General features: G+C 57.5%; 10 protein-coding genes. 1 reads left to right on the top strand and 9 read right to left on the bottom strand.

The window, feature by feature from the left end:
• Nucleotides 1–32 precede the first annotated feature (32 nt).
• Nucleotides 33–1,370, top strand: a complete 1,338-nt coding sequence (locus CCR96_RS04095) for an HlyD family type I secretion periplasmic adaptor subunit (protein WP_201217681.1) — start codon at nt 33–35, stop codon at nt 1,368–1,370.
• A gap of 28 nt (nt 1,371–1,398) precedes the next feature.
• Here CCR96_RS04095 and CCR96_RS04090 read toward each other — a convergent pair whose 3' ends face one another.
• The 9 genes from CCR96_RS04090 to CCR96_RS04050 all read right to left on the bottom strand — a co-directional run bounded on the left by CCR96_RS04090 (nt 1,399) and on the right by CCR96_RS04050 (nt 12,801).
• Nucleotides 1,399–3,843, bottom strand: a complete 2,445-nt coding sequence (locus CCR96_RS04090; RefSeq protein ID WP_201217679.1) for a glycosyltransferase family 4 protein — start codon at nt 3,841–3,843, stop codon at nt 1,399–1,401.
• A 28-nt stretch (nt 3,844–3,871) separates the two neighbouring features.
• Nucleotides 3,872–4,897: a glycosyltransferase family 4 protein gene (locus CCR96_RS04085; RefSeq protein ID WP_201217677.1), complete on the bottom strand. Its 1,026-nt coding sequence runs from the start codon at nt 4,895–4,897 to the stop codon at nt 3,872–3,874.
• On the bottom strand, nt 4,894–6,699 hold the full coding sequence (locus CCR96_RS04080) for a class I SAM-dependent methyltransferase (RefSeq protein ID WP_201217674.1): 1,806 nt from the start codon (nt 6,697–6,699) through the stop codon (nt 4,894–4,896). Before CCR96_RS04080 ends, CCR96_RS04085 begins: the two co-directional genes overlap by 4 nt.
• Before the next feature lie 122 nt (nt 6,700–6,821).
• The gene (locus CCR96_RS04075; protein WP_201217671.1) at nt 6,822–8,072 is read right to left on the bottom strand and encodes an ABC transporter ATP-binding protein; all 1,251 of its coding nucleotides are present in this window, start codon (nt 8,070–8,072) and stop codon (nt 6,822–6,824) included.
• A gap of 5 nt (nt 8,073–8,077) precedes the next feature.
• A complete protein-coding gene (locus CCR96_RS04070) occupies nt 8,078–8,851 on the bottom strand; it encodes an ABC transporter permease (RefSeq protein WP_201217669.1) in 774 nt (257 codons plus the stop codon).
• 69 nt (nt 8,852–8,920) lie between these two features.
• Nucleotides 8,921–9,895, bottom strand: coding sequence for a glycosyltransferase family 2 protein (locus CCR96_RS04065; RefSeq protein ID WP_201217666.1), 975 nt, complete (start codon nt 9,893–9,895; stop codon nt 8,921–8,923).
• Nucleotides 9,870–11,531, bottom strand: a complete 1,662-nt coding sequence (locus CCR96_RS04060; RefSeq protein WP_201217664.1) for a DUF6311 domain-containing protein — start codon at nt 11,529–11,531, stop codon at nt 9,870–9,872. Before CCR96_RS04060 ends, CCR96_RS04065 begins: the two co-directional genes overlap by 26 nt.
• Nucleotides 11,532–11,580: 49 nt before the next feature.
• Nucleotides 11,581–12,018 carry a GtrA family protein gene (locus tag CCR96_RS04055; RefSeq protein WP_201217662.1) on the bottom strand — a complete coding sequence of 146 codons (438 nt, stop codon included), beginning with the start codon at nt 12,016–12,018 and terminating at the stop codon, nt 11,581–11,583.
• 75 nt (nt 12,019–12,093) lie between these two features.
• Complete coding sequence (locus tag CCR96_RS04050) at nt 12,094–12,801, bottom strand: DUF6311 domain-containing protein (protein WP_201217660.1); 708 nt, start codon at nt 12,799–12,801, stop codon at nt 12,094–12,096.
• Between the last annotated feature and the right edge of the window lie 55 nt (nt 12,802–12,856).

Raw genomic sequence — 12,856 nt, 5'->3', positions numbered from 1 at the left:
GCGGGGTCAAGACGTCAGAGGCAATGCTCAGCATGACCACCAAGATGAAGATGACGGAAAATACGCTCCCGCGTGCTCCTGAGGCCTTGAAGAGTGATCGAGGCCTGCGTTGGTTTGGTTACGCGCTGAGCTTTTTCCTACTCTTCGGAGTCGTCGGCTGGGCTGGTTCGGCCAAGATTGATGGCGCTGCCGTCGCTCGCGGCGTGGTCACGGTGGAGTCCTACCGACAGGCAGTTCAGCATCTGGAAGGCGGTATCATTCGTAAACTGCTGGTGCGTGAAGGCGATCTGGTCGCGGCCGGCGAGCCAGTCGCACTCCTCGATGATACTCAGTTCGCCTCGCAACTCGACGCCGTTCGCAGTGAGCTTGGCGCCGCACAGGCGATTGAGGCACGTCTGAAAGCCGAGCGTGACGGCAACGAGCAGGTGGCATTCTCAGGCTCCCTATTAGAGCTGGCCAAAGCTGACCCGCGCTTAGACGACCTCATGGCCGCTGAAAGCGCAGTCTTCGAAGAGCGTCGGCTTGATCTCCAAGGTAAGATCAACGTTCTCAAACAGCGCATTCTCTCGCTCCGCAAGGAGATAGAGGGGCTTGAGGAGCGCGAAGTACTTTTCGAAGAGCGCATTGCACTCTACGGGGAAGAACTCACCGGTCTGCGCTCGCTGTTCGCCGACGGACTTGGTGATAAGGTTCGGCTTCGCCTCTTAGAGCGCGAACTCGCTGAAGTGCGCGGGGATCTGTCGACGGTGCGCACGCAGCGCACCCAGGCCGAACTCAGTATTGAGGAGACCCAGCTCGAGATCCAGCAGGCCCAACAGAGCTTCCGAACCGATGTTGTCAGTCAGCTCAGCGAAGTGCGACAACGGATCTTTGATGCCCAGCAGCGTCAACGACGCCTCACCGATCAGGTCCAGCGCACAACGATCGAGGCACCCGTTGGCGGCCGCGTCGTCGGACTCGAGGTACACACAGTAGGCGCCGTGCTAGCCCCGGGAGACAAGCTAATGGATATTATCCCCGAAACCGAGCGCTTGGTGGTCGATGCCGAGGTCAACCCGGATGACATCGACAAGGTTCATGCCGGCCTAGAGGCCGACGTGCGCTTCACCGCACTGAATTTTCGCACCACACCGGTGGTGCGTGGCCGGGTCACAACGGTCTCCGCAGATCGCCTCGAAACAGCAGATGGCCAGCCGTACTTCCTCGCGCGCATCGAGGTACCGGAGGAACAACGACTGTTGCTCGATGAGCAGCCGATCCTCGCTGGCATGTCGGCCGATGTATTCATCATCACGGGTGAGCGAACCGCACTGAATTATGTGATGCGCCCCCTCACCGATGCACTCGCGGCTTCGATGCGTGGCGACTGACCGCGGCCACAAAGGCGGCTCTGTTTTCCTAGGTCTGCCCAGGGATAGCGCCTAATGCCTGAGCCACCGACTTAGCAATCAAGCGCCAATCGTAGTGCCTTTCGGTGAGCACGCGAGCCGCACGCGCGCGCGCCTCAAGACCATCTCGCTGATCGACGAGCAGTCGAGACAAGGCGGCGGGAAGCTCAGAGAGATCTGCGCACTCGAGATGTTTGCCAGCGCGAAAGACTAACCCGCGGTTGCCGAATGGCGTGGTCAATATAGGCAATCCAGCGGCAGCGTAGTGGAGCATCTTCAGATTGGTGCCAGAACCACTCGTAACCGGATTCAATGCCAGATCAACGGCCTCGAGCAGAACCGTCAGCTCTGCATCGGATAACACGCCAAGGGCCTGTAGATTGCTCGGTCGCTGTCGCATGACCGGATGATTGCAAACGCTGCCGACGACAAGGATATCGATCGCCGGTTGCTGTTCGGCAATCCGCTTCAGGGCCGAAACGGCCTCAATGTTCGGTTGATGCCAGCTGCCAATAAACAGCACCGTGCGGCGCTGCGCGAGCCCAAGACGCTGGCGCACGGATTCGCGCCGCTGATTATCGGCGAAGCGCACAGCCTGAGTGTCAACACCATTTGGCACCTCAAGGCACTTTGCCGTATCGATCCCGTAAAGCACCGAGAGGCGCTCCGCATCTGTACGTGCACAGACCATGATGCGCTCAGCGGCTTGGCAGAGCGCATGCTCGGTCGCGGCGACCTGCCTTAGATAGCCTGTTGCCACCAATCCGTCACCGAGCACGGCGCGCTTCATGTCCCCCTCGACATTGTGCGCCTCGTACCAAAGGCGCGGCACCCGCAAGCCCTGAATGCTCGGATACAGATAGGGATGCGAAGCGATCAGCAGATCGCAGCCGGCCGCCGCCGCGGCAAGGGCCTGGGCATAGGCGGGGGTCTTGCCCTGGTGCAACAGGGTGGCGATGTCCTCCGCCGACACCTCCAGCTCCAGGCTGAGCGCGACCGCGGCCTTACGATGGGCTCGACTCTTCGCGATGCGTTGCTCGATCAGGCCCGGCGCCAGCCGAAAGGTGCCGGCAAGCGCTGGATCATCGCAGAGGGTCACCAGAGTACAGTCGGCGGCTTGGGCGATCGCGCGATACAGATGATAGATCCGGGCCTGGCCACCACCGCGCGGTGGATAGATCGGAAAATCGACCGCCACCACCACCTTGGGGCGTTGCTGGACCGAATGCTGAACGGTTCTCTCTTGCAGATGCCGCTGTGGTTGCCGCTGCGATGGCCGTTGCGGCAGCGGCTCGTCAAGCAACAGCTCAAGGGTCTGCGGCCAGTTGATCTCAGCCACACGCGCCCGCGCGGCCTCACCCATGGTGCGGGTCGCCGCCGGATCAGCGATCAATTGCCGCATGGCCGCCGCCAACGCGGCCGGCTCAGGCGCGACGCTCAGTCCGGTGCGATCATGCTCGACCAGTTCATTGACACCGCCGGCATCGGTGCTGGTGAGCACCGGCTTGGCGGCGCGCATCGCCTCCAGGGTGATCAGGCCATAGTCTTCGTCATAGGGCACGAAGGGCACGAACAGGGCGCGCCCATATTCCTGGATCATCTGCGCGTCGCTGATATGACCAAGGAACTGGATGCGCGGATCACCGGCAGCACGCGCTTGTAGCTCCGCAGCGGCCGGGCCGGTGCCGGCAATCCGAAACGACCGATCGGTCTCGACCTGGCGGAAGGCATCGATCAGCAGGTGCAAGCGCTTGGGATGATCGAGCCGGCTAGCGGTGAAGACCGATTCATAGGCGCTGCACTCGGCACGTGGCAGATCCGAGGGATGATGCAGTACCGCAACCTCAGCGCCAGCCGGGAAATAGTCTGCACGTGCAGCGACGGTGGCTGAGATGGCCAGATAGCGGCGGATCGCACTTGGCGCCAGACCGATGTCATCCAACACATGGATGATGCGTCGCACCAGGGGGCTCGGTAGCAGAAAATGATCGGCAATCGTTGAGGTTGGGCTGATTGCCTCGACGCGCAGGCGCTCAAGCTCGGCAAACAGGGGTTCCAGCTCAGCGCGCTCGCCACGACTGGACTCAAGCAGCACCTGCAGCGGTTTCAGCACGCGCGGTAGTCGCGGCAGCACGGTGGGCAGCCCGGTAAAGTGATAGGTATCGTAGAGACCACGCAGCTTATGCTGCAGATAGCAGACATGGTTTGGATGCGCGACCATCCAGGCTGGATACTTGGTGCTGATGACCAGGTCGAAGTGGTCCAGTTGCAGCTGACTGAAGGCGCGATAACTATCGATCAGGCCCCAGAAATCCTGCTCTGGACTCGGCAGCTTGATCAGTTCGGCGTCATGCTCGCTGAGCTGATTGATGGCGGCCTGCAGCCCCCACCAAAGCTTCTCGGCGCCACCGACCTGAAACGGGACGCCACTCGGGGCGACGATCGCAATCTTCATGGATGCTCGTTCCTACCAATGCCGCCGGCTACGCCAAGAGGCGCCGCACCACATGCGCCCAAGCGATGCCAAGGTCGATATAACGCTGACGCCCAGCCTCGCCAAGCGCTCGCGCCAGCGCTGGATCACGCTGCAACTGATCGGCAGCGGCCGCCACTGCCTCTGGGGTCGGCTCGACCACCAGGCCGGTCTCCTGATGGCGAACCAACTCCAGCGGCCCCCCGGCATCCGTGCAGCAGATCACCGGCTTGGAGGAGAGCATCGCCTCGAGCGTGACATAGCCATAGTCCTCATCACGCGGGCCATAGAAGACGCCCAGGCTGTGGGCATAAAAGGCACGCTTCTCGGCCTCGCTGACCCGGCCCAGCAGGCGCACACGCTGGCTAACCCCAAGCTCAGCGATCAGCCGTTCGCAGCGCGCACGCTGCCCGCCATCGCCCGCGAGCAGAAACACCACCGAGGTCTGCAGATGGCGCGCAGCGCGGATCAATAGCTCCTGACGCTTGAGGGTCTCGAAACGGGACGGAAAGAACAGATAGCCCTCAGCCTCGGCGCAATGAAATTGCTCTGCGGCAAAGGGCGGATGATAGAGCGGCTCGGCCTCGAGTCCGTTGTAATGATGCAGGCGCTCGGCGACCCGCGCCGAGTTGGCGAACCGCTTTGGGATACGCCCCAGCACACGGGTATCGAAGGCCTGAATGCGATCACGCCGAGCCTCATCCTCAGCACTGGCCTCGGCGGCATCGAACAGCTCATAGGCGCTGCGATGTTGGTGCATGAGCCAGAGCCGATGGTTGTCGTGCAAGGCGCCATAGGTCGGAAACTGCAGACTGATCAGGGCATCAACCCGCTGACCATTCGGCTGGTTGAGATCGAGCCCATCGCAGAAGGTCATCAGCGCATCAATGTCGCGCGGCCGATGGTAATTAAACGGCAGACGCAAGCAGCTGACCTCATGGCCCTGCGCCCGCAGAGCTGCAGTCAGGCCCTCGATGTGATAATCGGCGCCCCCTTGGAGAAAGGGGGTGACATTGGCGGTGACCAGGACTCTCATGCAGCGGGCTGGGTCGCATCGGTCGCAGTTGCCCGCCCTGTCGAGGACGGCACCCGCTGCGCCGCGACTGGACGCTTAGGCTTGCGTGCAATGAGGGCAAAATCCTGCGGACCACAGAGGTGGCCATTGACCCGCTCGGTCAGCGCATCCTGACCGGGCACCTTGGCACTTTCGGGGTACGGATGAAGCCGGCGGATCTCGGGATCGGCAAACCCGAGATAGCGCACCAGAAAACGCGTGGCGGTCGGCGTCATCGGGTTGCGATGGGTGGGGTCGTGATAGAAGGTGTGGCTGCCGACCAGGACATTCTCCGGATTCGGGGTCTCCAGGATCAACAGGCCACCAGGACACAGCACCCGATGCGCCTGCTCGAGCAGTGCATGCAGCAGCGCGAAGGGCAGATGCTCGATCAGATGAAAGGCGCTCACCGCTCCGAGGCTCGCATCCGGCAGGGCCTGCAGCGCGCTCAGCGCATCCTCGCAGCGCGCATCGAGTCCGTAGGAACGGCAGCGTTCGACCATCACCCGGTTGCTATCGACGCCCTGCGCATGCAAACCAGACTCAGCGAGCAGGCCGAGCCATTCGCCACGACCACAGCCGAGATCCAGCACTGGCGTCTCCGGGGTAACAACAGCAGCGCCTAGCAGATCGGCCACATAGCCTTCCTGGGTTGCGCGGATCTGCTCCGGCGAGCCGCGGAACTCCTCTTCAAAGGCGACGTAGTAGGCATCGAGGCGATCGTCGACCGTTGCGTCCAGAACCGCTTGCAGAGACGCGGCCGCCGTTGCGATCGCCTCGTTAGAAAGCGGCTCGGTGACAAGCGACTCGCGCGCTGTTGGCCCTTGATGTGCCGGCGCTTGGTCATGATAAGACGACTGCGTACGTTGGCCCTGTGCTGAACGTAACGCTGTGAGTAACTCCTGGGCTTGCTGGCGATGATAGATGAGATCGCTGCGAAAGAAGTCGAGATCTTTACTCAGGCGCTCGCGACGCTGAACCTCGTGCTCGAGTCCAGTTTGAGTCTCGACAGCCTCGGCCTTAAGCCGACTGACTCGCTCATCCACCTGGCTGACTCGGATGTGCTGCTGATCGATACGCTGGTTAGACTGCCACACTGCCTGCTGAGCATAGAGTTCGGGATGCTTGCGCAGATAGCGCCGCTCCGCGAACCGCAAGAATGGCCCCAATGGCCGTTTCACTGGCGCTAGCCGATAGAGCCACAGCCAAGGTGCAGGCTTCAGCTGCGGTCGCTGAGTGCTGTTAGGGCTCAGAAGGCTAGGGCTAGGGCTAGGGCTAAGACCGCCAGCGACCGGCCCGCTGGCAACGGCCTTCATCCGGCCCAGCAGGCCAGACAAGGTTCCACCCCGCTTGAGATAGCGGCGCAGCCGCGATAGCAGCATGGGCTGCCGCAGCAGATTGAGGTGGCTGCGAGACGCAGCCGCCTCGCCGGCCCATGCCCGCCCCTCCGCCGAATACCGAAGGATATAGAGGATCAGCAAGCGGCTACCACCACGCGCCAACGAACGGCGATAGGCATCGGCGCCAACCGCATCGGGTGCTCGCCCGAGCAGCGTTCGATAGGCGCCCTCGAGAAAGGCCTCGTCGCTGAGTGCGCTCAACAGCCAGCCGAGTGCCGATGCGGAGGCTGGGCGCTGATCCGCTTGACCGGCGCTGTTGAGGGCGTCGCCAACCAGCGCCGGCATCGGCAGGGCATCCTGATCAGTGCCCGCCTCGGCCTTGATGCGAGCGATCAGCGCATCGACGTCGAGCGGTTGGTGTGAGGCAACGTCGGGCTGGCTCATGCGGATCAGCTAGGGAGGTTGGTGGTTGGCGACACGTCTGCCCCAGAACAGCAGGGCAGTCTGGATGATGACCGAATCTGGATACTCAGGATCGCCGAGGCGCTCAGGCTTCGTTCACAGGCTTAAGCCGAAATCGCGCGCGTTTCATCCTCCGAGGGTGGCTGCGGGCCATGACCGCCGGGATACACCCGCATCCGGGGCTCAAGGCGCGCGATGCCATAGAACACCGGCCCGATGATACCGGCGACCTCGAAGCGCAGCAGATTATCGCACCAGTGATAGCAATCCTGCAGATGATTGTGGGCACTGTGCAGGGCCGCCGTCAGGGTATATTTGCCCGGCGCCAGATTCATCGGGAAGCACAGCTCGACTGTCAGGCGCTCGCCTGCGCTCGCCGTCAGCGGCTGCCCGAGAAAATAGCTGTTGGTGCCAAACACATCCTGACCAAAGCGATCACGGATCAGGATCCCTAGGGTGAAGTCCTCGATCCGCTGTTGGGCCTTGATCCGTAAGCACACAGAGACCGGCTCGCCCGCGCTGACCAGATCGGCACCCGAGACCTCGCCACAGAGTTCGCCACCGATGAGTTCAAGCGCACGATTGCCGTAGCCGCCAACCGCCTCATCAACAGACGCCTGCAGCGGCGCATCCTCATCCAGATCGGCGATGATGCGGTTGTAGGCATTAACCGCCGCATCCGGCGTGCCCGCGGCCACCACCCGGCCACGCTCAAGCACGATAGCGCGATCACAGAGCACCTTGACCGCGTTCAGATCGTGCGAGACGAAGATCAGGCTGCCGCCCTGATCGCGAAACTGCTTGATGCGCCGAATGCACTTCTGCTGGAAGTGGGCATCGCCCACCGAGAGCGCCTCATCGACCAGAAAGCAGGCCGGATCGGCATGGATGGCAATCGCAAACGCCAGCCGCATCGTCATGCCCGAGGAATAGGTCCGCAACGGCTCGCCAATGTAATCGCCCAGCTCGGAGAAGGCGATGATCTCCGCGCGCCGATCGGCAATCTCCTGCCCGCTCATGCCGAGCAACCGGCCATTGCGCTCGATGTTCTGCAGCCCGGTGAGGCTGGTATCGAAACCTGTGCCAAGCTCCAGCAGACCAGTCAGCTTTCCGCTCAGGCGCAATTCGCCCCGATCCGGTAGCAACACGCCCATCAACAGCTTCAGCAAGGTCGACTTACCGGCACCATTGCGGCCAAGGATACCGAGCGTCTCGCCCGGTTCTACTGCAAAGGAGACCTCATCCAAGGCGATATAGCGCCGGTGACGCGGCTTGCGCAGCAGGCTCTCGAGCAAGCGGTCGGAAGGACTGCGATAGAGCTTGAAGGTCTTGGTGAGCCCGATGGCTTCGATCATGATGGTTAAATCAAGTCACGGATGTCGCGCTCGAGGCGGACGAACAGCCAGCGGCCCAGCGCGAACAGAAGCGCAGTGAGGACAACGAGCACGATCAGGCCCAACGGCTGTGGATGAGCGTTGAACAGCACCACGGAGTGATAGGCATCGATCACCGGAAACATCGGGTTGAGCTGCATCCGAGGCTGCAGGGCCTCAGGGATGATACTGAAGACGTAGACGATCGGCGTCAGCCAGAACCACAGCTGCAGCACCACGGTGACCAACTCACGGATATCGCGCAGAAAGACGCCTAGGATCGCCAGCACCAGGCCAAGCGCATAAGCGAAGCTCTGCTGCACCACGAAGATGAGGGGAATCCACAGGAAGCGCGCGGTGATCGGATGCTCGATCAGCAGCAAGAAGCCGAGGAAGAAGCCCGCCGAGATCAGAAAGATGATGCTGTCGCTCAGCACGACGAACAGCGGCAGCCACCACAGCGAGAGACGCACCTTGGTGATCAGGTGCGCCTTATCGATGAAGACCGTGGTGGTGCGGGTCAGCGTCGAGGCAAAGGCAATCCAGCCGAGCAGCCCGGCGACCAGATAGATGCTATAACTAAAACGACCGCTGCCGCTGAACGCTGGCAGCCGCGCGCCCATGAGCTGCGAGAACACCAGGATAAACACCAGCATGTTGACCAGCGGCTGGATGAAGGTCCAGAGCCCGCCAAGCAGCGAGCCGGCGTAACGGTCGACGAGATCTTGACGGGTGAACTGGAGGATCAATGCCAGGGTCATGATGGCCCCTGTTCCGTTGGCCAAAAGCACCTACCAGCTAGCGCGAGTAAATCCATGTAGCACAGGGCTTTATTCATGACGTTCGCACTGGCGGCGAGTTACTTTGACTAAATAGACCGGCCGAGCTTTCTGCTCATCATAGATTTTCGCGACATATAAGGCAACAACACCCACCGACAAGAGCGTGACGCTACCAAAGAATGCGATAGCGACAAGCACGGTTGTAAACCCTTGTACCGCATTGCCCAACATGTAATTGAACAGGGTTTGGATAACAAGTACCACTGAAACCACAATCGCGGCAGCTCCAAGACCAGCAATTGCGATCAAAGGAAACGATGTAAATGCCAAAATATTGTTGACAGCATAGGAGAACAAGCGTCCATACGACCAACCTGATCGTCCCGCATGCCTCTCGCCAACATCAAATAAGATATCCTGCTGGTGAAAACCCACCCATGCAACCAGGCCACGGAAGAAGCGGTTGCGCTCCGGGCATTGCTTCAACGCCTCGGCTACCTGACGATCGATCAGCTTGAAATCGCTAGCGCCATCAAGCGGGACACCCGACAGTGAAGTAAATAACTGATTAAAACGATGGGAAAGGAAACGGTACCAGCGATGCTCATAACCTCTTGCGCGCTTTTTGGCATTGACCACATCAGCACCAGCGCGCCAAGACTCAACCATGCTGGCAATCAAATACGGCGGATGCTGGTAATCGGCATCCATAAACAAAAGCGCCCGACCCTTGGCGATCATCAAGCCTGCATCTAATGCCGCCTCCTTACCAAAATTGCGTGATAATCGCACGAGAGTCAGTCTTGAATCCCGCGCCGATAGGTGGCTAACGATCAGCGCGGTCTCATCCTCCGAGCCGTCATCGACAATGATTAACTCAAAACTTGAGGCACTAGATTCAACACAGTTGATGACCGTGGACAGAAACGGCAATATAGCCTCGGCCTCATTATAAACAGGGACAACAATAGATAACTCCGGCATCGCGCCGGGTTGATCAACGACCAGAACTGGAGCAGACATAAAACTGACCACGTGTATCGCAAGAGTCGGCCCAGCCTCGAGATTCGATAAAATCTTGACCGTATACATCTCGACGGAAGAATACAAGCTTTCCAGGCGTCAAAGCAGTTACTTTTGCCTCGGCTTTTCTTGTCTCGCAGGGAACAACCAATCGCGCCGAAGAGACACTGTTGGTACTCAGGCCATAATAGCCAGCAAGAAGTTGCAATGAAAAGTTATCCTCAATGTTATCCCAGTCATCGGTACAGTGACTCGGCGGGTAGAGTTCAATCCTATGGTATCGGGAAATCAGCTCATGCCACTCCCGGCTGACGGCAATCTCACCTGGAGGCTTTTCCGAGGCCATGGCATCTCTTAATGACGACGTATCAATCAGCTGCAGACCAACAATGGTGAGAATAATGACATTTGCTTTTGGCGGAGTGAACGCTCGTGAAACAATCCACCAGATCGTTGCAACCATCAGCGGATAAACAATCCAAAAAAAACGCCCCGATGCTCGAAACGTATCAAACAAACCAAGAATCAGGCCGGGCACCTCATACTCGGCAATAAGCATGTCCGCGAAATATATACGGTTTGACAACGAGTACAGCGCGAAGAGCACAACAAGGATGAGAAGAGGCCAAGTCTCCATCACTGCCATCATCACCCGAACCGAGTGGCTAGACCAATCCCGATAGATAACGACAAGTGACAGAAGGCTACCAAAAAAAACACCCGCGCCAAGATAGTTGAACCCATCGATCTGGGCAGCGGTACCCTGAGCATAGCCTCCACCAGGGAAGAGTGTACTCATTCCCATGGCACCAAATGGAGCAAGCAAATTCATAGAATAGATTCCATAGCCATCGCTCGGTGCTCTTGAGTCGAACCCCGCCCCGATGTGCCCTCCAATCCATCCGGCCAGTACAATTGCCGCCGTGACCGCGACGAGCAGTATCACCTTGTTTGCAATGACTTGTCGGTGCCAGGCAAAACCCTGACGCCTCATGATCGCAAGCATAAACACCGGATAAGTCATGGCTAAAAAGTAGGGATGTATCCAGAGTGCCGCAATCAGCTCCACGCCCCAGAACAACACAAAATGGGTGGAACGCCAATGATCAGCAACCAAATAACCAAAGATTGCCGCGGTTAATAAAAAATGTCCACAAAGCGCTGGATGCCATAGCCAAAAACGATAAAGCATTGCTGGAGCGAGGCAGATCATAATAGCCCCGCTGATCACCGGCACCAACCCACGTATTCTTAACTGATCTAATATCAGAATAAAAAACACTGACTGCAGGACAAAACATATCAATATCCAGTAGCCAAAATAATTGATTGGCATCGATAGCCACATACTCAAAGGCTTAAAAATCAACGCCAGCAATGGAATACTGTCAGTAAAGGCGAGATTGACCGGCAAATCAAATCCGGTATTCTCAATCGCAAAGAGCGGCAGATGCCAGTGGTCCTGAAAGAAATACAGCGCACCCGTTAACGCTTGTGCTTGATCACCCCGCGGGAATCTGACGGCATCCGCGGTACCAACAATGAATTCAAGCGATAGAATCCATATAGAAATTCCACCACCAATCAAGGCAGCGATTAGGATGCGGAATGCTAACAAAGTCTTCAGGTCAAACACCCGCATGCTCGTTATTTTTCGCCAAGAAAACGTCATTACTCATGCCTCGCTAAAACCGAACACCAGTGAACAACGCAAGACGATCCCAGCGAAAAACCAGCAACATCAACAAATAGGTCTGCAACACTAGAATCATTTCAAGGATAATCTTAGAGATGAACAGTGTGTCAGCCGTCAGCATCAGAACGAGATTAAGCAATAACGGTGAAATCATGATATTAAAAAGGGCGACAAGGAAATAGCCAAAGCCTTGATATACCGTACGGGATGACCGCAGTCGCGTTAGCTCGCGAAAGCTAAAATATTTGTGGACGACAAAACCACAAGAAGCCCCGCATGCGCGACTAACAATTTGTGCCATATCAATACTCGCTTCCATCACCAGCAGCATGGAATAAAAAACAACCCAATCAATCATAAAAAGAACAATGCCTACCATGAGGTAGCGAATAAAACCATAGCCAAGAAGTCTGTTACATTTTAGCATTTTAACATCTAGACATTGACCCTGGTTATGGTTCTTTTTTTGCAATGACAATGGTGACATTGCACAATAAAACGCTTATAGTTGATTAGCTATTATTGCAAGCGCCATCTTATCGACCGAGTAGCAAAACACACCTGAGCGCTGACAGGTCGCAAGCACTAACTCCGCATCAGTGATTGCATACACCACACCTGGAACGAGTTCACCTTGAGCCAGGGCGTCAAGCTGCCCCTGTGCTTTAGTTCGCAGAACGCTAGGACTCGTACGAGCGAAATAGGCAACATTACTGACCAGATCATATCTTGCTGATAGCCAGCTTATGATTTTAAGTTGTTGCCAATCATCACCGGGCAGTAGCTGTATTTCATTAGCCATTGTGAGCATCCGCATGACCTGCGGATCGGATCTCCAAGCAAAAACACTCGAGCTAGCTGATGAAGCGTTGGTAATTTGCTGCTGTACAAATCCATGCCAGCTGGAAACATCCCAATATTGAACCAGAACAATAATCGCAATCACAAAACCTAGAACAAATTTTTTAACAAGACGATCAATGACCAGAAGCGCTGCAAACAGGAAGAAATAGGCGAGCGGCCAAATCATGCGACCAGACGAGCGCAGGAGTTCAGTGAATCTTGCGCTCCAGTCAGGATACTGGAATTTAATCACAAATGCGCCCAAAACAAGCTGATCTCCCAAGGCTAAAATAAAAGACTTGTGACTAAATAATATTTTTTTATTTTTCAGTAACCTGACGAGCATTCTTTCAGTAAGCTTTTTCAAAACAACAGCTTAACCTTGAAAAGTTATAATTCGACCCTATTAATAATTGAATGGC

This window comes from Halochromatium roseum (assembly GCF_016653315.1).
Classification (GTDB): Bacteria; Pseudomonadota; Gammaproteobacteria; order Chromatiales; family Chromatiaceae; genus Lamprobacter; species Lamprobacter roseus.
This window is presented reverse-complemented; position numbering and strand designations above follow the sequence as displayed.

What these genes read in the sequence shown, in the direction of transcription:
- CCR96_RS04090 (WP_201217679.1), bottom strand. Translation starts at nt 3,843, where the DNA reads ATGAAGATTGCGATCGTCGCCCCGAGTGGCGTCCCGTTTCAGGTCGGT.
- CCR96_RS04080 (WP_201217674.1), bottom strand. Translation starts at nt 6,699, where the DNA reads ATGAGCCAGCCCGACGTTGCCTCACACCAACCGCTCGACGTCGATGCG.
- CCR96_RS04095 (WP_201217681.1), top strand. Translation starts at nt 33, where the DNA reads ATGACCACCAAGATGAAGATGACGGAAAATACGCTCCCGCGTGCTCCT.
- CCR96_RS04055 (WP_201217662.1), bottom strand. Translation starts at nt 12,018, where the DNA reads ATGCTAAAATGTAACAGACTTCTTGGCTATGGTTTTATTCGCTACCTC.
- CCR96_RS04075 (WP_201217671.1), bottom strand. Translation starts at nt 8,072, where the DNA reads ATGATCGAAGCCATCGGGCTCACCAAGACCTTCAAGCTCTATCGCAGT.
- CCR96_RS04065 (WP_201217666.1), bottom strand. Translation starts at nt 9,895, where the DNA reads ATGTCTGCTCCAGTTCTGGTCGTTGATCAACCCGGCGCGATGCCGGAG.
- CCR96_RS04070 (WP_201217669.1), bottom strand. Translation starts at nt 8,851, where the DNA reads ATGACCCTGGCATTGATCCTCCAGTTCACCCGTCAAGATCTCGTCGAC.
- CCR96_RS04085 (WP_201217677.1), bottom strand. Translation starts at nt 4,897, where the DNA reads ATGAGAGTCCTGGTCACCGCCAATGTCACCCCCTTTCTCCAAGGGGGC.